Annotated in this window: 19 protein-coding genes; 7 read left to right on the plus strand and 12 right to left on the minus strand. The window is 56.7% G+C overall.

All coding sequences use genetic code 11. From position 1 onward, the window contains the following. Positions 1 to 13: 13 nt before the first annotated feature. On the plus strand, positions 14 to 175 hold the full coding sequence (locus tag DFT_RS26160) for a hypothetical protein (protein ID WP_161807088.1): 162 nt from the start codon (positions 14 to 16) through the stop codon (positions 173 to 175). A gap of 101 nt (positions 176 to 276) precedes the next feature. On the opposite strand, the gene DFT_RS06410 is transcribed toward DFT_RS26160, so the two are convergent. The 4 genes from DFT_RS06410 to DFT_RS06425 all read right to left on the minus strand — a co-directional run bounded on the left by DFT_RS06410 (position 277) and on the right by DFT_RS06425 (position 4,600). After that, positions 277 to 936, minus strand: a complete 660-nt coding sequence (locus DFT_RS06410) for a DUF3786 domain-containing protein (RefSeq protein WP_054030409.1) — start codon at positions 934 to 936, stop codon at positions 277 to 279. Positions 937 to 966: 30 nt separating this feature from the next. Then, entirely contained in the window at positions 967 to 1,929 is a 963-nt protein-coding gene (locus DFT_RS06415) for an L-lactate dehydrogenase (RefSeq protein ID WP_054032381.1), read from the minus strand. A gap of 114 nt (positions 1,930 to 2,043) precedes the next feature. After that, positions 2,044 to 2,235, minus strand: coding sequence for a hypothetical protein (locus DFT_RS06420; RefSeq protein ID WP_161807089.1), 192 nt, complete (start codon positions 2,233 to 2,235; stop codon positions 2,044 to 2,046). 463 nt (positions 2,236 to 2,698) lie between these two features. Further along, the gene (locus DFT_RS06425) at positions 2,699 to 4,600 is read right to left on the minus strand and encodes a hybrid sensor histidine kinase/response regulator (protein WP_054030411.1); all 1,902 of its coding nucleotides are present in this window, start codon (positions 4,598 to 4,600) and stop codon (positions 2,699 to 2,701) included. 302 nt (positions 4,601 to 4,902) lie between these two features. On the opposite strand from DFT_RS06425, the gene DFT_RS06430 reads away from it, so the two are divergent. Continuing rightward, positions 4,903 to 5,442 carry a hypothetical protein gene (locus DFT_RS06430; RefSeq protein WP_054030412.1) on the plus strand — a complete coding sequence of 180 codons (540 nt, stop codon included), beginning with the start codon at positions 4,903 to 4,905 and terminating at the stop codon, positions 5,440 to 5,442. Between the two features lie 136 nt (positions 5,443 to 5,578). On the opposite strand, the gene DFT_RS06435 is transcribed toward DFT_RS06430, so the two are convergent. The 6 genes from DFT_RS06435 to DFT_RS06460 all read right to left on the minus strand — a co-directional run bounded on the left by DFT_RS06435 (position 5,579) and on the right by DFT_RS06460 (position 14,241). Then, positions 5,579 to 7,444 carry a PAS domain S-box protein gene (locus tag DFT_RS06435; protein ID WP_054030413.1) on the minus strand — a complete coding sequence of 622 codons (1,866 nt, stop codon included), beginning with the start codon at positions 7,442 to 7,444 and terminating at the stop codon, positions 5,579 to 5,581. A gap of 144 nt (positions 7,445 to 7,588) precedes the next feature. Continuing rightward, positions 7,589 to 9,052 carry an HDOD domain-containing protein gene (locus DFT_RS06440; protein ID WP_152971886.1) on the minus strand — a complete coding sequence of 488 codons (1,464 nt, stop codon included), beginning with the start codon at positions 9,050 to 9,052 and terminating at the stop codon, positions 7,589 to 7,591. Further along, entirely contained in the window at positions 9,045 to 9,404 is a 360-nt protein-coding gene (locus DFT_RS06445) for an HU family DNA-binding protein (protein ID WP_076750424.1), read from the minus strand. The genes DFT_RS06440 and DFT_RS06445 overlap by 8 nt, the downstream gene beginning before the upstream one ends. A 760-nt stretch (positions 9,405 to 10,164) precedes the next feature. Continuing rightward, positions 10,165 to 10,992: a class I SAM-dependent methyltransferase gene (locus DFT_RS06450; protein WP_235506184.1), complete on the minus strand. Its 828-nt coding sequence runs from the start codon at positions 10,990 to 10,992 to the stop codon at positions 10,165 to 10,167. A 60-nt stretch (positions 10,993 to 11,052) separates the two neighbouring features. Beyond that, complete coding sequence (locus DFT_RS06455; RefSeq protein WP_054030416.1) at positions 11,053 to 13,659, minus strand: hybrid sensor histidine kinase/response regulator; 2,607 nt, start codon at positions 13,657 to 13,659, stop codon at positions 11,053 to 11,055. A gap of 270 nt (positions 13,660 to 13,929) precedes the next feature. Further along, the gene (locus tag DFT_RS06460; RefSeq protein ID WP_054030417.1) at positions 13,930 to 14,241 is read right to left on the minus strand and encodes a hypothetical protein; all 312 of its coding nucleotides are present in this window, start codon (positions 14,239 to 14,241) and stop codon (positions 13,930 to 13,932) included. 597 nt (positions 14,242 to 14,838) lie between these two features. On the opposite strand from DFT_RS06460, the gene DFT_RS06465 reads away from it, so the two are divergent. Continuing rightward, the gene (locus tag DFT_RS06465) at positions 14,839 to 16,092 is read left to right on the plus strand and encodes a competence/damage-inducible protein A (protein ID WP_054032382.1); all 1,254 of its coding nucleotides are present in this window, start codon (positions 14,839 to 14,841) and stop codon (positions 16,090 to 16,092) included. A 16-nt stretch (positions 16,093 to 16,108) separates the two neighbouring features. Continuing rightward, positions 16,109 to 17,344 (plus strand): amidohydrolase family protein, encoded by a 1,236-nt coding sequence (locus tag DFT_RS06470; RefSeq protein ID WP_083453365.1) that lies wholly within the window; start codon positions 16,109 to 16,111, stop codon positions 17,342 to 17,344. A 15-nt stretch (positions 17,345 to 17,359) separates the two neighbouring features. Here DFT_RS06470 and DFT_RS06475 read toward each other — a convergent pair whose 3' ends face one another. Together DFT_RS06475 and DFT_RS06480 are read right to left on the minus strand one after the other, a co-directional pair. Then, positions 17,360 to 20,779 (minus strand): AAA family ATPase, encoded by a 3,420-nt coding sequence (locus DFT_RS06475; RefSeq protein WP_076750425.1) that lies wholly within the window; start codon positions 20,777 to 20,779, stop codon positions 17,360 to 17,362. Positions 20,780 to 20,812: 33 nt separating this feature from the next. Then, on the minus strand, positions 20,813 to 21,781 hold the full coding sequence (locus DFT_RS06480; protein ID WP_054030419.1) for an SPFH domain-containing protein: 969 nt from the start codon (positions 21,779 to 21,781) through the stop codon (positions 20,813 to 20,815). A gap of 331 nt (positions 21,782 to 22,112) precedes the next feature. Between DFT_RS06480 and DFT_RS06485 the strand changes: the two genes are divergently transcribed. The 3 genes from DFT_RS06485 to DFT_RS06495 all read left to right on the plus strand — a co-directional run bounded on the left by DFT_RS06485 (position 22,113) and on the right by DFT_RS06495 (position 25,095). Then, a complete protein-coding gene (locus DFT_RS06485; RefSeq protein ID WP_054030420.1) occupies positions 22,113 to 22,859 on the plus strand; it encodes an SDR family oxidoreductase in 747 nt (248 codons plus the stop codon). A gap of 90 nt (positions 22,860 to 22,949) precedes the next feature. Then, complete coding sequence (locus DFT_RS06490) at positions 22,950 to 24,020, plus strand: NAD(P)H-dependent oxidoreductase (protein ID WP_054030421.1); 1,071 nt, start codon at positions 22,950 to 22,952, stop codon at positions 24,018 to 24,020. 31 nt (positions 24,021 to 24,051) lie between these two features. Beyond that, a complete protein-coding gene (locus tag DFT_RS06495) occupies positions 24,052 to 25,095 on the plus strand; it encodes a uroporphyrinogen decarboxylase/cobalamine-independent methonine synthase family protein (RefSeq protein WP_054030422.1) in 1,044 nt (347 codons plus the stop codon). The last annotated feature ends 3 nt before the right edge of the window (positions 25,096 to 25,098 follow it).

The following is a 25,098-nucleotide window of genomic DNA, read 5'->3' on the forward strand; positions in this document are numbered from 1 at the left end:
ATTACACATAAACATGTGTGTCAATAGAGGCGGCCACCGGCTGGATCGCTTTGCGGAGACTGCGGAACACCAGGGGGGAAGGTGGCGGGTTCATGCCGGTCAGCTGGCTTTCGATCCCTGGCTCGATCCCGGCACCCAGGATGCGGCGCCGCTCGGCCTGAAGTTTCACCCGTGACCCGAGAGGTAACTCGGTAGGGTATAACGATCCTTCCAACCTTGTGCCGGTTCTGATGGAGTTTGCGTTTTGAAGCGATGGCCTGCCATTGACGTCGGCGTTCAAAAGTGGCGGTCAACTGGTGAGTGCCTGCCGGGTGCTTTTCCCGCCTGCCGTTTCAAATACTTTGCAAGGCAAGCGCCGGTCATGGCCAAGGATTCTGGATCGAGATAGTATTCCGCGTGTTTTTGAAAAAGCACGGTGCATTTGGCGGGGAACTCCTCGTCCCCATCATTGAAAAGCAATAGAAGCGCAATGCGTGGAAGCGCGTTGAACTCATATGACAGGTCATACGATAGTCCCATCTCACGCCGTGATCCGTTCAATCCTTCACAGGCTTTCCGCAAATCATTCAATCGGCCTGAAAAATGCTTTTCTATGGCCTTTTCCGTATCGCTGGAAAAGTAGTTCACATTCGTGAAATGCGTAGCCCTTTTGAAATCCTTAAATGAAACCCACTCCTCATCATGATAGGATTGGTCGGGGTACAAAAGGATGTATTGGGCGAGAATGACAAAGGTCATATAATCGGGTTCAATTCCCTCCTCGTCCACGAATCCGCTATTTGAAACGACATATCGATGATTGAAAAAAGGCAGATGCATCCTGTCGCCGTCATTCGAAATGCCAAGCCTGTCCATGATCGGCCCGAATTCGACTTTTTCCAGTTGAACGCAATATTGCTGATAATTCTTTTCAAACGCATCCGACGATCCAGCCATGAGTTGCCTCCAGTATAGAACCTTAGATGATCAAAAAAAACAACGGCCGGTGGAACCCAGTTCGTTGATGGCCTTTTTGAGGGCGGCTGCCGACGCTGAGAGCTGTTGCTGCTCCCGCGGCGCCAATTTGCTCTCGACGATGCCGAAGATCCCCGTCTCCGAAACGATGCAAGGGACACTCAGGCAGACGTCCTGGATGCCGAACTGCCCGTCGAGCAGGGTTGAGACGGTCAGCACGCTGTGCTGCGACCGCAGGATTGCCCCCGCTATTCGTACCAGCGCGAGTCCGATGCCGAAGGAGGTGGACCCCTTGTAGTCGATGATATGGTAGGCGGAGTCCCGCACGCTTTGCTCGATATCCCTCCGCTCGGCTGCCCAATCCGCGCAATGTCCGCAGATCGGGCAGTATTCATCGATGGGCATTCCCGCCACGTGCGCCATGGACCACGCCACGAATTCCGTGTCCCCGTGCTCGCCGAGCACATAGCCGTGCACGTTGTGGACATCGATCTTCAAGTGCTTGCTGAGCAGGTGCCGGAGACGGGCGCTGTCGAGAACGGTGCCCGATCCGACGACCCGCCCCTTGTCCCAGCCGGTGCACCGGAGGGCCACGTACGTCATTATGTCCACGGGATTGGTGGCGACCAGGAGCACGGCGCCGGCGCTGTGGGCCAGCACCTCCTGGACCACCGAGCGCACGACCGATGCGTTTTTCTCCATTAGCTGAAGCCGGGTTTCGCCGGGCCGCTGGGCAGCGCCTGCGGTGAGCACGATGAGGCGCGCGTCGGCATAGTCGGACGCATCCCCGGCGTGGATCGAGACGGTCGGGAAAAACGGCTGGCCGTGGGCCAGGTCGAGGGCCTGACCCTTGGCGAGCGCATCGTTCTTGTCGATCAATGCGATTTCGTCGCACAGGCCGCTTTGGGCGAGCGCGTAGGCGAATGTCGCTCCGACGGCGCCTGCTCCGACAACCGCAACCTTTCGTCGGTTCATCTCTTTCATGCTCCTGGGATTCTCCGGTCTCCACCCGCATGCGTATGCGGGAAGCGCACCCGCGCCGGTCAAGAAAGAGATTCGGCGGCAGGCTCAGTAAGGCGCGCATCGCCATCAACCATCAATGATGTGCTTCTTCAACTGCTTGTAGGTCCAGGCGATGGTGCCCACTGTGAATATCAACGCCGTGATCGATGATAGCGCAAAGAGCAGATGGTTGGGGCTCGAGCCAGATAGAATGGAGATCAAAGGCGAATAGATGAAACCGAAGATAACGAAAAATAGCCGAATGAAGACGGCGAACATGATTGGTGCGGCCATACACCAAAAAAAGAACTTTATGATTCTCTTTTCCTTTGAATCTGTTTCATTCATGCTGCTCCAACATGTCTGTGGCAGCCTTCCATCTGACCAATGATCGCACAATCTGAATTGATATTAAATAACCTATTCATCCGATTCGTTTGCGTCAATGCCTTGCTCTGGAATCCTGGATCATCGACCGCATGCTGGATGGCTGCACCCATTGATGCCTATTTGATTCTATCGGTGGTTCAGCCTTTAAAGAAATCAGGAAATAGCTTTTTTAAACGGTCAGGGCATATACTGCGGGAAAATTCCGCTTCTGTGTATTTGGAGATATAAGCCTCAACTTGGCTTCAGTATCCCTTATCATCTCTGATCACATATATTGCAAAGCATACAATATTTTCTATGTTCCCATTTTGATCGAAAAACGGAGTCTTGGCCGTTGAGCATCCAGATACTCTCAGGCTGTCAAAGCGGCACGCACCCTGCCGGACAGATCCAACAGGGTGAACGGTTTGGAGATGAATTGGACGCCCTTGTCCAGGACGCCATGGTGGACGATGACGTTCTCCGTGTAGCCGGACATGTACAGCACTTTCAGGTCCGGCCGGGAAGTTTTTAGCCGGTCATAGAGATCCTTGCCGTTCATCGAGGGCATGACCACGTCCGTGACGAGCAGATCGAGCGAATCTTTATGATCGGCAAAAAGGGCCAGGGCTTCTTCAGGGCCGGCGGCGGAAAGAACCGTATAGCCGAGTTCGCGCAGGCTCGCTTCCGTCACCGTGCGCACCATGTCGTCGTCCTCGACCAGAAACACGGTTTCCGATCCGGGCGTGGGGTCCTGCTTTTCGTCCGTCCTCGACGGCTCAGGCTCGCCAGCCGAGACAGGCAGGTAGATCTTGAAGGTGGTGCCCCGAGCCGGTTCGCTGTAGACGTTGATGAAGCCGCCGCCCTGTTTCACGATGCCGTAAACCGTGGCAAGGCCCAGCCCCGTGCCTTTGCCGGTCTTTTTCGTGGTGAAAAAGGGCTCGAAGATATGCGTAAGGGTCTCAGCGTCCATGCCCGAGCCGTTGTCGCTCACCGAGATTTGCACGAACTCGCCGGGCATGAATCCGGCGTGTTCCCGGCAATAGGCCTCATCCAGGCTCACGTTGGCTGTTTCGAAGGTCAGGGCGCCGCCCTGGGGCATGGCGTCGCGGGCGTTGACCGCCAGGTTCATGAGGATCTGTTCGATCTGGGTCGGGTCGAATTCCACATTGGCCAGGTCCTTTCCGGGGAAGAACTTCAAGGCGATGTCTTCTCCGATCAATCGCGACAGGTTGTCCTCGAAGCCGCCGATGAGGGTGTTGACGTCGAGCACTTTCGGCTCGAATACCTGTTTCCTGGAGAAGGCCAGCAGCTGCCGGGTGATGTCCTGGGCGCGCCTGGCGGCCCGTTGAATCTGCTCGATGTCACGGGGTAGCGGATCATTCGGCGCGAGTTTGGCCTTGAGGAGCTCCGAGTAGCCCAAAATAACGCCCAGCATGTTGTTGAAGTCGTGTGCGATGCCGCCGGCCAGGCGTCCGACGGACTCCATTTTCTGGGCCTGAAGCAGTTGGGCCTCGAGCTTTTGCCGGTCGCGCTCCGCGTTCAGCCGCTCGGATATGTCGCGGACATAGGCGACATGATGCTCCTGATCATCGAAGACGACATTTTTGGAACGGATCTCGACCGGAAACGCCGTTCCGTCCTTGCGCCGGTGCAGCCTTTCGAGCCGCGCGCCGCCGCTTTTTTTGACTTTTTCCCAATGGGGTTCCCACTGCTCCCGGGTGAATTCCGCGTCGATGTCCCACAGGTGCAGGCGCATCAGCTCGTCCCGGCTGTAGCCCAGCGAGCGGCAGGCCTGTTCGTTGACATAGGGGAACCGGCCTTGCGCGTCTATCCAGAAGACCGCGTCGGGGGACGAGTCCACCGAAATCTGGAACCGCCGCAGGGACCGCTCCTTGGCCAGGCGTTGGGATCGGTCGCGAACGATTCCCCACATGCCCGCAGGGCGTCCATCGGGGGCCCTGGCCAGCACGATCCGCAGTTCCACGGGCACGATGCGGCCGTCCTTGCGGCGGTACTCTTTTTCAAAAAGGTCGGAGTAGCCCCTTGTGCGCACCTGCTCGTCAATGACCCGCTTTTCGAGCTCATGCCATTTGGGCGGGGTGAGGTCGAAAATGGTCATTCCGAGCAGTTCATTCCTGTCGTAGCCGGTCAGATCCAGAAAATGCTGGTTGGCCTCGGTCACCCGGCCTTCCATGTCGCAAGCCCCGAAGGCATCCATGATGTTGGCGCAAAGCTGCTGGAACAGGGACTGGGGGTGAGTGGCATGGACCATGCGAATCCTCCGGAACGCGACCGCCATGCGTGCGGCCGCCGTTGAACTATCAATCGCTCTCGTGCCGACCCCAGGGGCTTGGCGGGTGCCGCGCCGGAAAACCGGATGGGATGGAGCGGGAACGCAATATCAATGAACCAAAGCGACCACGCTAGGATCTGGGGTGTCAGTCCAAGCGATACCTGCGAGACCGTCAGAGAGTCTTCCAGCAACGCGTCATGCATCGGCCGATAGAGCAATGGCCAGGACAAGATGGCTTGGCCCCTGGCATGCATTCGCGGGGTGTACCTCAGGAGGGTGGATTGCTTCGAGGTGCCTATGATTTCGAACTCGAAAAAACCATCGAACCCTTTCGGGCCGGTGAACCGGAATCTGATGGATTTACCCGGTGCGTATTGCTCGACAAAGTAGCGGATGGGGCCGTGTCCGCCCGCGGCACCGGGGACAAGGGGGCGGTCGAACGCCATGTTCGGCCAGGTGTGTGTTGGCCACAACCGGTCTTGCGGGGAGGAAAGCGAGTCGATGAGCGCGCCCACTCGAACCGGATCCGCTTCCAACTCGCGTTCATGGTTGTTGAGTACTTCCATTTTGTTATCCTACCGAGCCCGGCTGGCATTTTTGCCCGGCGCCTGTTGCGAGGTATTCGCTCGGAAGGCGGGCCGGTCTGCTCAATCACAGATCCTGAGCCTCATGTGCCTGGCAGTCACTTTCTGGCATTCATCGACCAGGTCGTCCTCAATCACAATGTTGGTTTTTCCCATGGGATCACCTCCAATCGCAAATACACATATTATGAGTTGCATAGGTGTATTTCTGTGCGAAAAGGGCAGGTTGCCGGTTGATTGGGAATTGAATTCACGCTACCGCCACAGACATGGCGTGTCAATGAAATATTGGATTTGGCTTAGATATCAGACAGGTTGGTAATAACGACGGAATCTCCGGGTATTGGAGGCCCGAGGAAAGCGCCCTTTTCACCTACGGCATGGATAAAATTTTGACAATTTTGGTAGCCAGAAGACGAATATTATATGGTTTTTGAATATAATCGAGACAACCGCTTTCCAACAAGGCGCGGGCAATATTGGAGGCTCCCATGCCGCTGGATATCAATGCCTTGACCAGGGGATTGATTTGCCTCAACTCTTCATACAGGTCCCCGCCCTTAGTGTCCGGCAAGACCAGGTCCAGGATCACCAGGTCGATGGTCTTCCAGTTTTCACGATACATCTTTAAGGCATCAGTGCCGTTCAGTGCCGTGAGCACGTTATATCCTAATTGCTCCAATAACTCAGAAACCGGCTCGATAACCATGATGTCGTCATCGATCATTAAAAGGGTTCTCTTCATGCTATCCGTTTCAGGGGCGATTCCTGGTGCCGCTGATACCGTCGGATCATCGGCCGAGGGGAGTCTTATAGAGAAGGTGGTAGCTTTTTTATATTCGGAAGCCACCGAAATCTCACTATTGTAGCTTTTGATGATGCCGTATGCCAGGGTAGCGCCGTTTTGCACCAGCTTTTCGATGTTTTTGATGTATTGAACCGCAAGTGAGGAAGAGTGCAGATGGGCGAGTGCAAGGGTTGCATTGCCTTGTATACCCATGAGCAAGTTGTTGAAATTATGCGCGATACCACTCGCAAGGGTGCCCATGGCCTCTATCTTCCGGGAATTTCTCAGCCGGCCCTCCATTTTCTTTTGAAGCGTTATATCCCTTAAAAAGCTGATGATGGCGGCCTTGCCTTCCCAGAGGATCGGCGCGTCATTGAGCTCCACATCCCTTGTTTCGCCGCTGGGCTGAATAAGTCTGAATGTTGCCGGTTCGCGGATTTCCTCTGCTTCCAATCCCTGGTGCCGCCGCCTCAGAACCATGTGGCGGTCATCGGGGTGGATGAGATCTTCGAACAAACTGTTCATGGCGGGCTTGTCGGCATCGCAGAACAGGGCCATTGCGTTCGGATTCATGAATTTGATGCGACCATCCTGGATCACGCAAATTGCATCCTTGCAATGCTCTACAACGAGCCGGTATTTCTCCTCCGAACATCTAAGGGCCAGTTCCATCTCCTTGCGGTCGGAGATATCGACCAGTATGCCCTGGACGCCGACCGTCCGCCCGTTTCGCGTGATAGGCTTTGCATGGGTCCGGATCCATTTGATGCCGTTGCCTTTGGTCGAAAGCCTGTACTCCGTGGCCCTGCCATCCCCGCTCATGGCGCTGGAAAATTGGTTGGTTCTGTCCGGCAGATCGGCGGGATGGACGAAATCCGTAAACTTGCGGCCGATCACTTCATTGGGGCCATAACCAGATATCTGTTGGATGTTGGGGCTCACATAGGTAATGACCGCATTTTCATCGGTGGTGTATAAGACATCGTTGAGATTCTCCACCAAGGTGCGGTAGTCGTTCCTGTCATTGGGATCGAAATGGGCGCGTTGCGCGGCGGCAGGAACGCGAGTCGTTGCGGCAAGCCAGCATTTATGCCCGTCATACCGCAGCGGCGCCACATCGGCCTTTAGAAAGAATTGGCAGTCATCCTGCATTTCGATCTGGATATAGCCACCCTTTGTCACGCGCGCCTTGAGATGGTCATAGGCGCTTGGATCTATTGTCGCAAGCGCGCGCGAATGACTGTCCGCCACGTCTTGGTCTTCCGGCAGGTCCTCGACAGGCAGATGAAAATCGGCGCAGAATTGACGGTTGACTTCCATTACACGCCGGTCGTCTGAGCGAAAAACCGCCAGGGAAACAGGCACCGCGTGAAATATCCGCAGGTAGTTTGCGGCAATCCGTTTGTAATGTTTCACCAGATGCCAATTGGACTTTTTATGCAAGTCTTCCACGGTAATCACTCCATCGCCATATGGGCGTGATGCGCGGACGGCCGGGAGTGTATTCCTGATGGCCTGCGCCTGGGGTCCCGAAAGCCGGTGAAATTGAAGATAAATCGTTCATGCACTGAATATTATGCCGACTCGTGCCAGGGCCTATCGTTTCAGGGTTTTGAACGCGGATGCAAAATGTTCGGTGACTTGCTCGATCCACACCCGCTCTCGCTCATCGAAGCCTTCTCCTTTGAAACGGCCGACAAAACACAGGCCGATGCAGCGGTTGCCAATGACAATGGGACAAAGATAGGCATGTTGAAACGGTTCTTTCCCGAATGAGTCATAGGGCAACCCTAATGACAGTGTTCCTGAATGCCAATATATGGACAGCATCGATTTGATGCATTGAACTATGACCGAATCCGATCTGCTCATGGGAACGGTAAAATGTTTGGCATCGGTCTGCAGGGATTTGCCCACATAGGCGATCCCCCTTACGACCTCTGTTTTATCGCATGAAAAGGCAATGTAAATTTCGCTGTCCGGCAGACATCGAAACAAGGCCTCTTGGGCCAGCATCAACAGCTGGCTGAAAACGAAAGGGCGCTTTCGGCAGAAGGCCAGTTCGGTCAGGAAGTGACCGATCAGCATCTCCGGGGAATCGGTCTGTTCGAATGAACCGATTGAGCAGCCGAAATCCATTCGTGCAACCACTTCCATCGGGCTTGCTTTACCCCACTCCAACAGGTTGATCATCATTTCGACGTCATCCGGTTCGAGGTTGAAAAAGTGCTTGATGTTCCCATCGGAGGCGAATGTATGCCGGAGCAAATCGGGTACGGAAAACGCCTCGCTGCCCATGATTTTTGAAATCCGTTTTTCGCTCTCCTTTAGCTGACTTTTCCCGCTCTCCTGGTCGCCAAACAGCATGGCCGCAAGATGGTCCGATTCCTCAACAAGCAGGCGCATGGGATCGCTTGCCGCCGATGGCCGGCAAATCATGGCGACCACATCGTCGGGCATGTTCAACAGAGCAAGCACCTCTTTACAGAAAGCGTCATAGTTCATTTCAAAAATTTCAAGGCAAGCCTGGTTGAAGGTCATCTCCTGTTCCCATATCCGGGTCTCCATTGCTTGAAATTTGTACGGAAAGCTGTTGGCCAGGATCATGCACGGCAGGCGGTAAAACAGGCCTATGATGAATATCTCTTCCGGATTGGGGTGATTGATTTTCTTGGCGAATGACATGGCGAGCGATCCGCAGCAATAGGATATGGCGTATAGTTTGAGGAGCTTTCGCTTTTGAATGGTGGCCATGATATGGCGGAACATGCCCAGACCCATTGCCAGCAGAAATACTTTATCCGCCCCGAGGTAATTGACGGCTGAGGAGACGGTCTTAATAGGACACCTGGGGGAGTATAAGGCCGAGTTGACGGTGGACAACAAGCTGCTGGCGAGGCCGCAATCTCGCATGATGACAGCCGACAGCTCGGATGTGAAGTAGTCCTGCTTCCTGACGATCCGAGACATTTCAAGCACGGTGTCATTCAAAGCCGGCAGGGCTTGTTTGTCTCGCAACTCATCGATTAATAGATCCAATGGCGATTTCGGCTCATTCACGGCTGTCCTCGGTTCTCAAAGGCCTGTCGGCGTTTTTGCGTATCCTCGCTACTCGCTGAGTGCCAAGATCATTTGCATTAAGAAGATTTTTTAATTTTCTCGAATGTTTGAACATGACCCGCCTCAGGGGTTGGATCACAAGGCGCTCACCTGTATTGGGATTTCGGCCCAGGCGGGCCTGTTTGTCGATCAAGTAGAATTTGCCGAATCGAGGGATCAGTATATCGTTGCCGTTTTCCAAATTGCGTTTCATGATCTCGATCAGCGTTTCTAAAATGTGATGGCTCTCCTTCTTTGATCTACCTGTTTGTTTAGAGATCGTCTCCGCAATGATCATTTTCGTCAGCGTCATGATTGCTCCCCCATCTTCATGTTCAAAATTGAACTGGATTGCGCAGGGCTACCATCTTGCCTGTTCGTGCAAAAGGTTTTGGATCTTTGCCGAAAACCGGGTCACTGAAGTCATTATTGGGATAATTGCCAATAACGCGTTACGATTTCATTGGGTCGTCGGTAGTAAATGGCACACTTTGCTCAACCTCGAAATGGTTGATACTGCTTTCGATTGCCCGCGGCCCTTTCCTTTGTACCCCCATGATCATCCAATGTTGTTAGCAGGTTCATCATAATGCCATCGGTCAAATGGCTGCGGCACAAAATAGGTGATTAGATAAATTGCAGGTCCCTATACTTACGAATCTACCTAACCCAGACGCCAGTGCTGACTTCCTTCTAACAGGTTCGTCGAAGGATGGAGGGAAAATTCACAGCCAGGTTACCCGTGATAGAAGAACAACAACTCTACCGAATAAAGAGGCTGCAAAATCAAAATGCATTACTAGAGATCTAATGCTGTTATGGTATTGTGCACATACTGTGCCATATCGTATACATATGTAACCCGTAAAAAGCATTGACAAAATGCGGTTAGAATAATTCTTTTTGGTCGAATACTGCCAAAATTTGTCACAATGGTATGACTATTTTTGTCATGAAGCGACTTTTTTTTATGTAAGAATACACTATGACAGGCAATTAGAAGAATAGAGCAGATTGATATATATGTTAATTCTTAGATCATTGCGACAATTTGTCCTATCTTTCGAACCGAACTACACCCGGTCGGCGATGACTGCAAATTCGTTGGAGCCTCGATCATACGGGGTCCCTGCCACGTCGGAATACAATCCCTTGACGGAAAAGCCAGCCGCTGAAAACTCCTTCTCAAGATCCTCGGGTGAAAAATACTGCAGCCAGTTGTACACCGTTCTGGTGCGGTCCATCTCGATTATGGTGTACTTGTCCAGCGTCACCTTTTCTGCATCGTATTTGAAGGTGTTTAGAAAACCATAATACTTGTTTGGCGACCAGAATCCGTCGAGCTGGTTCACCTCGTACCTGGCAACCTCTTGCTTTTGTTCAAATGCCGATAACGCATACACATCGAGAAGGACCGAACCGGTCGGTTTCAGGATCTTGTGGAATTTGTCTAAAACCACTTTTCTTTGAGGCGGGCTGAGAGCGCAGAAATCGCACATGATCATCAGTGCGAGATCGAATGGATCGTCGGTTTCAAACTCGAGATAGTTCTGCTTCACATAATTGATGTTCAACTGCTCGCGGTCCGCGACTTCCCTTGCATGCTGGATGGACCTGGCAGAGAAATCAATGCCGGTCACATGCGCGCCGCGTTTCGCCAGAGGCGTTGCGTACAATCCAGGGCCACAGCCGAAATCGGCTATACTGGAGTCCTTGCCTATGGAGAACTCGGAGGCGATCCATTCCACGGATCGACGGATGAATTCAGCATTTCGCGAAGAAACGTCGACGGCCTCGTCGAGGTGGAGCGAGAGCATCTGCCTGGATGTATGATCATCGGTCCATAGATCGCTTGCGGTGTAAAACTGGAACAGTTTGGGCCGTTCGTTGATCTTCTCCAACGCTTCAAACATTCTCTTTCCCTTTTTTACTTTGCCGTCATGTTTGACTTTCTCTCAAGCTCACACCCTTTTGACGGGTTCTTCATCCAATACCTGCCGGACGGAGGCGGCCAGGTCGCTGATGGTCAAGGGTTTCATCAGGATCCCCTTGATGCCGGGTGAATTGACCTTGGCATGGGCGATCCTCTCACTGAATCCTGTGCACAGGATCACGGGCAGGTCCGGCCGGAGGGTTTCGAGATGGCGCGCAAGCTGTTCTCCGGTCACGACGGGCATGGCCATGTCCGTGATCACCAGGTCGTAGGCGCCGGCATTGGCCTCGAGTTCCTGCAGTGCATCGCTGCTGCTGGTGAAGGCCGTCACCCGGTAACCCAGCCGTTCGAGGGTCAGCCGTTGCACTTCGACGATCATCTTTTCGTCATCCACCAGCAAGATCCGTTCGGTGCCGGTGGCATGCTCGACAGGCGGCGCGGGCGTGTCGGTCACGTCAATACGATGGGGTATGGGCAGGTAGATCTTGAACGTCGTCCCCTGGCCAGCTTCGCTGTAGACACGGATATCGCCGCCGTGATCCTTGACGATGCCGTAGACCACGGATAGCCCCAGTCCGGTGCCCTTGCCGTGGGGCTTGGTGGTGAAATAGGGGTCGAAGATCTTGGCCAGAAGGTGGCCGGGGATGCCGTGGCCGGTATCGGTCACCGACAGAAGGGCATACCGTCCGGGTTGCAGGGGCGCCCCGGATGCATCGTTTCCCGTGAATTGGACCTGGCGCAAGTCGATGGTGATGCTGCCGCCGTCCTTTTCCACGGCGTGATAGGCGTTGGTGATCAGGTTCATGGCGATCTGATGCAGGTTGGTGGGGTCGGCCAGCACCGGATCGCAATCGCGCTGGATGTTGAGGTGCATCTCGATGTTGGACGGAATGGTGGCGCGCGTCAGCTTCACGGCCTCGGCGAGGATCTGCTGGAAGCGGACCGGCATTTTATGGTGCTCGGCCTGGCGGCTGAACGAGAGGATCTGCTTGACCAGGTCTGACGCACGTTGACCGGCCTTGAGAATTTCGGCGGCATGTTTCCGATGTTTGTTTTCGGCGGGCAGATCGTGCAGCAGCATTTCCGAAAAGGCGATGATGGGGGTCAGAATATTGTTGAAGTCGTGGGCGATACCGCCGGCCAGGGCCCCGATGGCCTCGCTTTTTTGGGCCTGTTGCAGGCGGTCTTCGATCTTTTTTCGGTCGGAAATGTCGCGGTTGCTCACCCGCAGCCCCAGACGGGTGCCGTCCGGTCGGGCGATGGGGATGCAACGGTGGTTGATCCAGATAGTGTGGCCGGCCTTGTGAACGATGCGTAAATCGATATGGCAGGCATGGGTGTCGTGACCCTTTTGAGAAAGGTGCCGTTGGAAGGATTCAAGGTCCAGCGGGTGCACGATCCGTTCGATCAACCCCGGATCCTGCATGAATTCGGAGATATCATAGCCGGTGACCCTTTTGCACGAGGGGGACATCCACACCAGGCGCTGGTCGGCACCGAGCCAATACTCCCAGTCATAGGTGAAATCGGCGATGGCACGGAGCTCTTCCTGGCCCTTGATCAGGGCGGAGGCCATTTCGTTGAAGGACTTGGACAGGGTTGCCAGTTCGTCGGGCGCCTTGCCCAGGTTGGCCCGGGCGCCCAGGTCACCGCGGCCGAACGAGTGTGTGACCGCCACGAGTTTCTCGATGGGATCGAGCAGCATGGTGCCGCCCATGAGCATGGATATGCTCACCGCCAGCACGGCCGCCGTGAACATCAGGACTAAGTTTCTGGCCAATATCTGATTGGCCGGCCGCAGCACCAATGCCTCGGGGATGCCCGCCCACATATAGGCGTAAGGCTCGGTGGCGTCGTCCAGCGTGACCGGCTGATAGGCATAGATGCGCCTAACCCCGTCCGGACCGTTATGAATGGATATTCCCGGTGTCAGGGCGCGCTGAAGGGCTTCCCAGGCCGCGGGGATGATCGGATCACCGATGGGGTTGGTATGGCCCCTGGAGGGATGATGGAAGAGACGGATGCCATGATGGTCGGCGACAGCGAAGAAAGCGCCCGGAGGCATTTCGACCTTGTTGAAAAAGTCCGCAAAACGCTCCAGGCCCACGGCGGCGGTGAGCACCGCGGAGATGTTGCCCGTTCGGTCGAACACCGGATGGGCAAAGGGCAGGGAGGGCAGTTGCTGGCCCACGCGGGTGACGATATATTCTCCCACCGCGAATTTTTTTTCGCTCAAGGCCCGCCGGATGTGGAGACGGTCGGCCAGATTGGTTCCTTTGTGAGGGACGGCCGACGCGAAAACATCGCCATCGGCGTCCACGGCCGCAATGTTGATATAGGATGGATTGCTCTTGATCACCTCGAGGAACACGGTGCTGCAGGTGATACAGCTTTTGTCTTTGATTTCATTGAGTTGGGAAAGGGTTGCCAGGGTCTGGCGGGCGGCGTGGGTGACGCCTCGTTGCACTTCGGCCATGGACTTGGCGAGGAACAGGACCTCTCGTTGGGCGTTTTCAATGGCATTGCGCCGCAGTTCCAGGCCGGAATAAAAGATGATCAGCAAGGCCGGCAGGAGAGCGAGGAGCACCAAAAAATTGAATATTTTCGCAATGGATCTTTTTTTGAAAAGGGGCATGGGGGATAAGTCCTCTTCAATTTAATGGGCAAACGACACTGTTTTATCGGCTCGAAGGGGCATTGTCTTGACTTGTTTTTTTATTTTTTTCAGGATCATAGGATGGCTTTGACGGGGCGATGAACTGGCGGCGCATGCCGACGGGACGCGATACCTGGCCACCTGAAAAGATCTGCCGGGCATCTCGGCGGTCCGCGGCGACCTTCGTTGGTTCACTTGTTTGGATTTGCATGACCTGAACTTTGATCGCTTGCTACTGGTTTCCATGTTTTACAATATCTGGTCTTCTGGAAAGATCATCGACCAACAACCTGGATTGCCTGCGATCAAATCCAACCCCCGATGCAAAGGCCTCTCACACGGTTCTGCATCAAATATTCGAGCCACCTCGGCTGCGGCAGGGGAGAAATAGGCGGTAACCTCGCAATGAAGGCGTCCTTCAGAGTCATGCCGGGTGAATACGGCCATATCCAAAGGTTCTCCCGCAGCCTCATACAACGGCTTAAATGCTTCTAAAATCCGCTGGATCGATCCGTAGGCCATCATCCCATCGCCGAGTGTTTTTGAGAACCAGGTAAGCATGGTATCCTTGGCCTCCCTAATTTTCGGTATGCGCTGGTCAGCGGATAGCCGGCCCGCTGGAGTCGGCTGGACATCGCCACGGCCAAAACAGGAGCTGATTTTTTAAGTGTTGCAATCGCAATTTTTTCTGCCGTCGCTTTAATTGCCACCGATATGACAATGTGCCCTACCTTCATACTTTGCAAGCCTGATGGATTGTGATTCACCTTGAAGGGCATGCATGACAGAAGTTTTTTGACAAAAAATTCGCATCGTAAAGGTGATGGCAGGCGTGGGTGGGGCAGGTGGCCAGGGCCACGTGAGCCTGCGGTCATAGAGCCAGTTAAATGCAAACGGCGGACAAGCGGCCCAGACTGTTTGAGCGCAGCGAGTTTCTGGGCCGCCCGCCGTGCATTTTACCGGCTCTTGACCGCTTGGCGTGTGGCATCGGCCAACTGTTACGCCCACGCCAGGTTAAATAATAGCGTTCAGTTAGAATCGCTGTATTCGGCACCTCCTGGTTGCACTTCGGTTGGGTCCGGCGTATAACCCGCTCGGTTGACGCCCATATCGACCGTTAGGATTCTTATGGGCTTATTTTTCGGGAGAGGTGTGATCATGCGAGCTGAAATCGTGGCGACCGGAGACGAGATCCGCACCGGTGCGCTGGTGGACAGCAATTCGGCCTACCTGGCCGATCTTTTGGAGATCAATGGCATCGAAGTGGTGCGGCATCACGCCGTCGGGGACGACATGGCGGTGCTCGTGGATCTGTTCGGCGAGATCAGCCGGCGCGCCGACGTGGTTGTGGTGACCGGTGGTCTCGGGCCGACCCAGGACGATCTGAGCACGGCGGCGGCGGCCCGGGCGGCCGGCGTTCAACTGATCGAGGATCCCCGGGCACTGGCCGAAATCGAAGCGTTTTTTAAAACCCGCGGCCGGCCCATGAACCCTTCCAATCGCAAGCAGGCCCTGTTTCCCGACGGGGCGCGCGTGTTGTACAATCGCATGGGAACGGCTCCTGGTTTCCAGGTGACGATCGGTGGATGTCTCTTTTTCTTCATGCCCGGGGTGCCCAACGAAATGCGCGTCATGTTCGAAGAGCAGGTTTTGCCCGCGTTGCAGATTCTACAGGGCAAGGCGCGGCAGTTTCGGATGGTGCGGGTCATCTCGACCTTCGGCCTGCCCGAAAGCGCCGTCGGAGAAAAAGTGGCGGCCATCGCCGATCTATTCCCCGACATCAAGCTCGGTTTGCGGGCCAAGTTTCCGGAGATCCAGGTCAAGCTGTACTACAACGCCCTGGATGAAGAGCAGGGTCGGGCGCGCCTGGCCGAGGCGCTGCAGTGGGCGGCCGGACAGCTGCAGCCTTATGTCTTTTCGCAGGATGAACGCTCCATGGCCGCCGAGGTCGGGAAACTGCTCAGACAACGGGCCGCCACCCTGGCGCTGGCGGAAAGCTGTACCGGCGGCCTGGTGGCCAACTGGGTCACCAACACCCCCGGGTCGTCCGACTATTTTCTCTTTTCGGCCGTGACCTACGCCAACGCGGCAAAGGTCCAGGTGCTTGGGGTGCAACCGGAGACTCTGAACCGCTGCGGGGCCGTGCACGAAGAGACGGCCGAACAGATGGCGGCCGGGGCGCGACGCGTGGCCGGGGCCACATATGGTCTGGCCACTACCGGTATCGCCGGCCCGGACGGCGGCACGCCGGAAAAACCGGTGGGCACGATCTGTATCGGGCTGGCCACGTCCGACACCGTGTTGAGCCGCAGGGTGACCCTCTCCTTCGGCCGGCGTCTGATGAACAAAAAGCTGTTCGCCATGCTGGCCCTGGATCTGCTCCGGCGGCACTTGAGCGGCACATTGAAATAGCCTTCGGTGTGAGGCGATGACAGACCAAGACCCAACCCGTTGGATACGAGCCGGTTGGCTCATCGACGGCGCTGGACAGCCTATCGTCAGAAAGGCGCTGATCGGCGTGCGCGGCGGCCTCCTCGTATCGGTCGGCACTGCCGGCTCAGCCTCCAGCGACGCGGTGGATGTTTCCAATTCAACGCTATTGCCGGCGCTCATGGACGCCCACGTGCATCTGGTCTTTTCCGGTTCGCTCGATGATCGCGTGCGCACGGCCCAATTGGAATACACCCTGGAAGCGGCCGAGGCGGCCGTTTGCCGGCATTTGACAGACCAATGGCGCCACGGCGTGGTGGCTGTGAGGGACGGCGGCGATCGCTTGGGGGCCACCCTTCATTACAAGCACACCCATGATCCGTTTAAGGATGTACCGGTCACCGTGAAGGCCGGCGGGTGGGCCTGGCATGCCCCCGGCCGCTACGGCCGCATGCTCGGCCGCGCCGTGCCGCAGGGAGCGTCACCCGCCGAGGTGGTGTCCGCGCAGATCGATGCCATCGACCATCTCAAGATCATCCAGTCGGGAGTAAACAGCATCGATCGCTTCGGACACGCCACCCGGCCGCAGTTTGACGAAAACACGCTGCGTGCCATGGTGAATGTGGCGCACCGGGCCGGACGGCAGGTGATGGTGCATGCCAACGGAGAGCTGCCCGTGCGCCTGGCCATCGCCGCCGGGTGCGATTCCATCGAGCACGGCTATTTTATGGGTGAAGAGAACCTGCGCCGCATGGCCGATCAGGGCGTCTGCTGGGTGCCGACCGTGGTGCCCATGTCCCGGCTGGCCGAGGCTTTCAACCTCAGGACCGACCAGATCGACATTGCCCGGCGCATCGTGGACCATCAATTGGACCAGATTCGAAAAGCCGTCCGGTTCGGGGTGACGATCGCGCTGGGAACCGATGCCGGGAGCCAGGGTGTCGATCACGGCGCGGCGGTCCGGCAGGAGCTTGCGCTGTTCATGGCCGCCGGTATGCGGATAGAGCAGGCCGTCCGGTGCGCCACGGTCTGTGCCGCCCGACTGATGGGCCTGACCGATCGCGGTGAATTGCGACCCGGTGGCCGGGCCGATTTTTTGGTCGTGGACGGGAGCCCTGATCGCCTGATCGATGGGTTGGCGCACATCGCTTCGATCTGGGTCGGTGGACGCAGGCTGTCGGACCAGGAGGTATCATCGGCCGGGTCAATCCATCCTGTCCCACCTTCTTCCTGAAGAAAAAATAAGCTATTACACTTCCGGCGGAATGGATTTTCGCGATTTGATGTTACGAATCAGCCTGAAAACGGGTTCGGTCCAATCGGACACGCGGCTGGGTTTGTGACGGTAGATCTCCGATAGAGAAAGGTGGGGATCGCGCACCGGGCTGCGCAAATAGTAGCGCAGCGCCGCCAGTCGCTCCTGGAGCTGCTTTTCGACCTGGCCGCGCAGCTCTTCCTTGATGGCCAGGATGCGCTCCTTGATCTCCTGGGGCGGGCTTTCACTCTTGTATTTGGCCAGCTTATACTGGATGCGCAGATGGATCAGCTCTTCTAGACGTTTTCCGTAGGAGGGGCTGAGCCAGACCACCTCCGGGATCAAATCCCCGAAATGGGTGACGCCCAGAATGTCCTTTCCCTGTGACCAGTAGCCCATCAAAAAATCCTGATCCAGGTCCATGTAATTTTTCAGGGGCATGTACATGCGCCGCAGGTAGGTGAGCACTTTCTCCGTTTTCTTCTTGTGTCCGCCGATGATGACCGATCCGCCCACCTCTCCAGGTTTGACACCCTTTGTCCAGGGCGCGCCGGTAATGCCGAAGTCGTTCAATACAGGGATGAGCATGAGGGCCGAAAGGGTGTTGATGGCCAGGGCATAGCCGGCCGATGGGCCGCCCACGTTGTACGAGGCCGACAACAATTGGTGGTGGATGGTGTAGTCTTCCAGGAAATCGCCCAACAGCCGGGCGGTGCTCACCTTGGGATCCAGCCCCTGAAGGTAGTTTTTCACCATGGTGAGCGCCTCCTGGGCCGATTGCTGGGTCATCTGAACGGCCATGTCCAGCTGGGCGGCTGCGGAAGAGGGGGAGGACACCGCACCGGTGACCAAAACGTTCTTGGACGACACCCGGTAGGTCAGGCTGGTGGCAATGGGCAGCAGCACGCCGGCCGTATCGCTGGCGCCTACGCCGATGATGAAACCGACCTGGGGCTCCTGGCTCAACTCGGCCTCGAGGAACTCGTCGAGTTGGACCTTGCCTTTTTTGACCGGACTCTGGGAGATTTCCGCCTTGGCAGAGGCCAGGTGCGAGCGCGTCAGCGGATAGGCATCGGCCGATTCGACCCGGTCGCAGGCCGCCTTGATCTCGTCGAAGTGGTCCAGGATTTTCAGTGGCTTGGCTTTGAGCTCGTTGCGCAGGGGGGCCGGCAGGTCCACGGCTTCGACGATGCCCACCAGTGTTTTGAGGTTGAATTTGACGAAATTGACCCGAATATCTTCGTCGGCTGCCTGCATGTCGCGGAATCTGAGCAGGACTTCGTATTCGGTGCTGCGCAGGGCCTTTGCCTTTTCGACGAAGGCGGCGTAATCGGCCGGGGTGTTGCACAATCCCTGGGCGCTTTCGATGATCGTCTTGACGCTCAGCTCATCGGTCAAAGGGATGTTTTCCAGGGAGATGGCGACGATGCCTTCGATGTCGTCTTTGCTCATCATGCCCGAGATTTCAAGCACCTTGAGCCTCTTGGAACGAATCAGGGCCGGATCGATAATGTCCAGGCGATTTGTGGTCAGTACGGTGAAGACCCGCCGCAGGGGAATTTCGCCGTCGATCAGGCTCAAGAACTTGTTGGTCAGCTTGTCTGCAGGAGAGCCGCCCGAGGCGCTGCGCTTGGGGGCCAGGGCGTCGCCTTCGTCGAAGAAGACCACCGTGGGTGCGATCATCTTGGCGATGTCGTAGAGTTTTTCCATGTTCTCCACTGCGCCGTCGATAGGGTTGACCGGGTCCTGCAAGGCCGCGGCGCTGGTGGCGATGTCGTGGACCTCCTTGTTCTCCCCGAGCCAGGTGCGAACCAAAAAGGTCTTGCCGCTGCCCGGCGGCCCATTGAGCACCACTCCTTTTTCTTCATCGACGCCGTAGTAGAGACAGTTGTTGGTCATTTCGGAGAAGATATCCTTGATGCCGCCCACATACTCTTCCCACCGGACGTGGCGATCCATGCGATCGACGATGCGTTTGTACAGGTCGCCGTAAGAATTCTGGGCCACCAGTTCGAAGGCGTTGCGCACCAGAAAGGGGTCCTGAAGATACGTTGTGGTGAAACCGCTTTTTATCTCCACGATGGAATGGACGAGTTTGCGGACGTAGGAGGGGATCACCTTCAAGGTGCGTTCCTTGAAAACCTGGTAGATCAATTCCACGGCGCGATCCAGGTCAGCCTGGGTGATGGGGGCTGGTCTATCCGGGGCCGGCCTGACCGGCCTTCCCGCGGTTTGCACTGCGATGTCGTGACGCTGCAACTCCAGGCGCACGACCTCGCGCAGGTTGGACGGATTTTTCCAGAAATCGGCCAGGTTGATGATTTTGCCTTTTTCCACGAAGCGCCGGTAGATGGCCGCGTCGAAACGTTCGGGCTGGTCGGTGGTGGCCACGAGCAGGCAGTCCCGCTTGCCGCTGATGATCTCATCGATAACGATATTGGAGGTGTCGATCAGGGTGCGCTGCTGGCGTTCGGCGCCGCTGGCATGGCCCTCGACCCGTCCGAAGGCGCTGTGCGCCTCTTCCACGTGGCGGATGGTGGTTTTTCGGGCATCTCCCAGGGCACGCTTGAAGTAGTTGCCCGGCTCGCCCGCCAGGGCGGTCTGATAATCGTTGGGCGTGATCATGGCATAGTCGACCTGGATGCCCTGCTCTTCGAGAATCGAGAGATTGCGGTTGATCTGGCGTTTGAAGATCCAGCGGATCAGGGGAATGCGGCCCAAACGCTTGTAGAATTTGAGGCGCTTGAGACGCACCATTTCCATGGCGAGGGTCGGATCGACCTCTTCCAGACTCTTCCAGAACGGTTCGTCGGCCAGCAACTCCTCTTTCTTCAGGTTCAGGTCGATTTCGGGCAGCACCTGGTCGCTGAAGATCACCTTTTCGATGGCCTCGGTGACCGTCGATGTCTTGCCGCTTCCCGAAGGGCCGACCACCAGCAGGAGAGGGGCCTTGGGGACGACTGGGTCGGAGACGTACTCCTTGCGGATGTGGGCCCGGTAGACTTTTTCGAACAGGTTCTCCAGTTCGATGGGCACGTGCACATCGGTCAGGCTCTCGTCGAGCAGACTGAGCAGGTAGAGATAATCCCTGGACGTCACCTCTTTTTCCAGGATGCGATTCCAGGCGTCCTGGGGATTGGCCTGACCGGAAAGTTCGAACCGCTTCTGCCAATCAGTCAGGATGGCAGGGTCCTTGAGGACGCGAAAGGTCTTTTCCGGCGAATCCATGAAAAAGGTAAGTCCCCATTCGGCCAGGCTGCTCAGCCATATTCGCGGCGGTTTGTACTGGTTGAGCCGGGCACGCATGAAGGCCTTGGTTTCGTATGGCCATGACGCCACCAGGGCCTGAATCTCGTTGATTCGGTGTTCAGGCAGGCGGACATAGGTCACTTTTTTGGTCAGGCGTTTGGGCACCGGACGACTCCTCGGGTCAGAGACCTTCACATCTTACTGTGATTTGGTATTGCTTCCGGCCTTGTTTGCCGTCGGCGCCGAAGGCGCTTGGGGCGCTGGCAGTGTCAGGGCCGGCGACATTTCGGTGTTCTGGATCACGACCGTATGCTGTCCCTCCTGGTTTTTTTCATAGGCCGTGGCCCATTTCTGCTGGGTGAGGAATTGTAAAATGGCGGTATCGGTCATGCCGTCGGTCCGGCCGATGCTTTTTTGGAGCGCCTGGATACCGTCCACATAGGCCGCGTAGAGCTTGCGGATGCGGCTGGCTTCCTGGTCGGCGGCATAGTTTTCGGCCTCGGCGATCAGCTCACGCCGTTTTTTCTCCTCCGTAGCCTCCACCAGTTTGTCGCCGAAGCGAGTCTCTTTGAGCACGAAACTCACGATATCGATGCCGTATTTTTTTTCCAGGGTCGGCCCGCCCACATTGATGGGGCTCGACTTGAGCTCCTTGAAAATTTTTTCCTTGATTTCCTCGCGATCGGAGATGAGTTGGTCCACCGGTTCGGCCTGCAAAAGGTCCTTGACGATCCCGTCGTAATCGCCCTGCAGCAGTTGCATGGGTTCGAGGTTTTGGATGGCCCAGGTTTCCAGGTCCCGGATTCGGTAGGTCAACACCCCCGAGGTCCATAAGGCCACATTGCCCTTGGAAATGATCCGCATGGGTTCGAGCTGGCCGCCCAGGTAGAGTCGCTGGTTCATCAAGGCCACCTCCTGTTCGATGCGGGTGAAAAAGGGCCACCGCACATGCCAGCCCACGTCGGTGACCGCCTCGCGTGCGCCGCCGAATCTTTCGAGCACGACGGCGTAATTCATTTTGACCTTGTAGATGGTCTTGGTGGCGTACACCAGGGCGATGAGTCCGTAGACCAGACAAACGATGGTCACCAGGGCGATGATGCGGCGAAGGACCTTCTTGACCAGTGCTCTGCGGAGAAATTGTTGTTGATGCTGGTTGTCCGCCATGTCGGCTCCTTTAGTGGCAGCTGTCCGATAAAAAAAGGATGGTATCCGGGTGCGATGGTTCGGAAAAATCGTCGGTGCAAAGGTGTCGCCGTGGATGGTCCGGAGCTTGAGCGCAACTGGCTTAACTAAATCATAAAATCCGATCCCGTTCAACGAAAAACAAGAGAGGCGGGCGGGTGAGAAACACCCCGGATGCGATGACGATGGTTGACCGTTCACCTCTCTCTCTTCTATGATGTGGATCGACGAACGGGTAAAACGACCCGGCGGGCCGGGGAAGCATTCCGGTCTTGAAACCTTCCAAACCCGATCACTAGGAGAGGTCCTTCACATGCTGAAAGGTAAAATCGTTTGGATGACAGGTGCCGGCACCGGCATCGGGCTGGCCGGCGCCCAAGCGTTGGCGGACGGCGGTGCCACCGTGGTGATGAGCGGTCGTCGCAAAGAGGTATTGGTGCGCGAGGCCGATCGGATCGTGGCCGCCGGCGGTCGCGCGGAAGCCGAACCGTTGGATGTGAGCGATCCGGATGCGGTCGAACGAATGGCGGCGGCCATCGTCGGACGTCACGGTACGATCCACATTTTGGTCAACAGCGCAGGCTTGAACTGCCCGAAGCGGTTCTGGAACGAGGTTTCTGTCGCGGATTGGCAGCAGGTCATCCGCGTCAATCTGGACGGCTCCTTTTATTGCACCCGGGCGGTGCTGCCTCATATGCGCCGGCAACAAGACGGTCTGGTCATCAACATCTCTTCATGGGCGGGCAAATATCTCTCCTCGCTTGTCGGGCCGGCCTACACCAGCAGCAAGCACGCCGTCGTGGCCATGACCGCCGATCTCAACAAGGAGGAGTGCGTCAACGGCATCCGGGCCTGCGCCATCTGTCCGGCGGAGGTCGACACCCCGATCCTGGACCGCCGCCCCGTGCCGCCACCTGCCGACGTACGGGCCAGGATGCTGAAAGCGGACGATTTGGGCCGCGCCATCCGATGGGTCGCCGAGCAACCTGCCCACGTTTGCGTCAATGAGATCATCATCAGCCCCACATGGAACCGGTTTTATATCGGCCATGACGAGTAGGCGATATTCGAGTCTTCCATTTGGACTTCGTATTGCTCCCATATCGCTATAGCTAAACCGATTTTCTCCATCCACAGAAAGGAACCTCGTATGAAAGTGCTTGCGCTCAACTCCAGCCCGCGCGGCGAAGGTCAGAGCAAAACCGAAATCATGTTGTCCCACCTGGTACAGGGCATGACCGATGCCGGCGCCGAGGTCGAAATCATCAACCTGCGCGACAAAAAAATCAACACCTGCAGCGGCTGTTTCCAATGCTGGACCAAGACCCCTGGCGTCTGCATCCATAAGGACGACATGAGCGGCGAGCTGTTCGACAAATACCGTCAGGCCGATCTGGTCGTCTTTGCCACCCCTCTCTACCATTATGCGGTCAATGCCGCTCTGAAGGCCTTCATCGAGCGCACCCTGCCCATGAACGAACCCTATTTTGTCACCCTGCCCAGCGGCCGCACCACCCACCCGGAGCGCTATCCCCATCCTAAGGCCGTGGTGCTGTCGGTGGCCGGCTTTCATGACGAGGAGGCCTTCGGTCCGCTCTCCGCATGGGCCAAATACCTCTTCGGCAAGCGCCTGGTGGCCGAGATTTACCGCCCCGGTGCCGAAGCCATGGCCGCATCATTGGGCGGCAGTCGCGCCCAGCGGATTCTGGCGGCGACCGTCGAAGCGGGCAGGGAGATCGTGACGAACGGACGCATATCCGAAGCGACCATGCAACAGATCCATGAGCAGAGCGTCAAGGATCTCGGCATCTGGACCACCGTGGCCAACTTGGTGTGGAAGACCTGCATCGCCGAGGGCGTGACCATGAAAAAATTCGTGGAGCGTGGCATGGTGCCGCGGCCCGACTCCATCGAGAGCTTCATGCTGATCATGGGCATGGCGTTCAATCGCGACGCGGCCAGGGATACCCGGGCCGTGATTCAGTTCCTTTTTTCGGGCGAGGTCGAGGGGGCATGCCATTTTGATATCGACAACGGCACGATCATTCCCTCGGCCGGCCGGGCCGATCGTCCCACGCTGACCATCGAAACGCCCTTCGCCGTCTGGATGGACATCGTCACCGGCAAGGCCGACGGGCAGAATCTGTTCATGTCCCAGAAGTACAAGGTCGACGGCGATATGGAGCTGTTGATGCGCTTTGACCGGCTGTTCGGCCGATAACCGGGTGGTATCTTTCAAAGGAGGGGATACATTGAGAGAACGCCAAACCAGACCCTGTTTCGCGGCCACCATGATGGGCATCACTCCCTATCGCGATATCGACCACGCCGCCCGCTCGATCCTCAAGTATCTGCCCGAAGCCCCCTGCCTGCCGGCCTTGACCAGGAGCATCCGCTGGATGCTGGAAGGGCTGCCGTGCCTGGTGTTCGATCGCGTCAAAAAGAATGTCTATTTCGATCTCTCCACCGAACGCGAGCCCGAAATCATCGAGTTCTACGACCGATACGAGGCCGATGACCTGGACTATTTCAAGACCACGCCCCAGATCGCGCCGTTTATTTATGAGATGATCGCCAAGATACGCGACCATCGGCCGCCGGAGCTCAAGTGGGTGGTTTTTCATACGGCCGGTCCCCTGCTTTTCGGCGATTTCCTTAAACAGGCCAACGGGCAGCCCTCGATCTACAATGAAACGTTGCGGGACATCCTGATCAAGGGCATGAACATCAAAGCGCGCTCACTGGCGGCCGCCATCCATGCGCACATCCCCGATGTGGAAGTCGTGGTCGATTTGCCGGAGACGACCCTGGTGACGTTCACCTCGGCCGGCGGCACGGGCACCCGCGAAGGGATCATCGATGCCATCGATGCCAGCTTCACAGGGATCGACGACGTCCGGTGGGTGCACTGCTGCGCCAATATCGACTGGACCCTTTTGACCGATGCCGCCATAGACGTGATCAATTTCGATGCCTACCAGCACATCGAGCAGATATTGCTCTATGCGCCGGATTTGAACCGTTTCCTCAATCGCGGCGGCATGTTGGCCTGGGGGATCGTGCCGGTGGACGGCGCATCGCTCGAAAAAGAGACCACAGAGGGTCTGATCGAAAAAATATCAGCGGCCATCGACCGCTTTTCACAGTCGGGGGTCGATCGGCGTCTTTTGGTCGAATCGTCATGGGTCATGCCGGCGTGCGACATGGTGCTGCTCTCGCCCGAGGAGGCGGACCGCGCCCTGATCATGACCAGCGACATTTCACGGGCCATGAGACTGAAATACAACCTTCAATAGACA

The sequence above is a fragment of the Desulfatitalea tepidiphila genome (genome assembly GCF_001293685.1).
In the GTDB taxonomy this organism is placed as follows: Bacteria; Desulfobacterota; Desulfobacteria; order Desulfobacterales; family Desulfosarcinaceae; genus Desulfatitalea; species Desulfatitalea tepidiphila.

Excerpts from the sequence above, each read along its gene's own strand:
- DFT_RS06460 (WP_054030417.1), bottom strand. The coding sequence starts at position 14,241 with ATGCTTACCTGGTTCTCAAAAACACTCGGCGATGGGATGATGGCCTAC.
- DFT_RS06415 (WP_054032381.1), bottom strand. The coding sequence starts at position 1,929 with ATGAACCGACGAAAGGTTGCGGTTGTCGGAGCAGGCGCCGTCGGAGCG.
- DFT_RS06485 (WP_054030420.1), top strand. The coding sequence starts at position 22,113 with ATGCTGAAAGGTAAAATCGTTTGGATGACAGGTGCCGGCACCGGCATC.
- DFT_RS06455 (WP_054030416.1), bottom strand. The coding sequence starts at position 13,659 with ATGCCCCTTTTCAAAAAAAGATCCATTGCGAAAATATTCAATTTTTTG.
- DFT_RS06425 (WP_054030411.1), bottom strand. The coding sequence starts at position 4,600 with ATGGTCCATGCCACTCACCCCCAGTCCCTGTTCCAGCAGCTTTGCGCC.
- DFT_RS06470 (WP_083453365.1), top strand. The coding sequence starts at position 16,109 with ATGACAGACCAAGACCCAACCCGTTGGATACGAGCCGGTTGGCTCATC.
- DFT_RS06445 (WP_076750424.1), bottom strand. The coding sequence starts at position 9,404 with ATGACGCTGACGAAAATGATCATTGCGGAGACGATCTCTAAACAAACA.
- DFT_RS26160 (WP_161807088.1), top strand. The coding sequence starts at position 14 with ATGTGTGTCAATAGAGGCGGCCACCGGCTGGATCGCTTTGCGGAGACT.
- DFT_RS06410 (WP_054030409.1), bottom strand. The coding sequence starts at position 936 with ATGGCTGGATCGTCGGATGCGTTTGAAAAGAATTATCAGCAATATTGC.
- DFT_RS06490 (WP_054030421.1), top strand. The coding sequence starts at position 22,950 with ATGAAAGTGCTTGCGCTCAACTCCAGCCCGCGCGGCGAAGGTCAGAGC.
- DFT_RS06465 (WP_054032382.1), top strand. The coding sequence starts at position 14,839 with ATGCGAGCTGAAATCGTGGCGACCGGAGACGAGATCCGCACCGGTGCG.
- DFT_RS06420 (WP_161807089.1), bottom strand. The coding sequence starts at position 2,235 with ATGTTCGCCGTCTTCATTCGGCTATTTTTCGTTATCTTCGGTTTCATC.
- DFT_RS06480 (WP_054030419.1), bottom strand. The coding sequence starts at position 21,781 with ATGGCGGACAACCAGCATCAACAACAATTTCTCCGCAGAGCACTGGTC.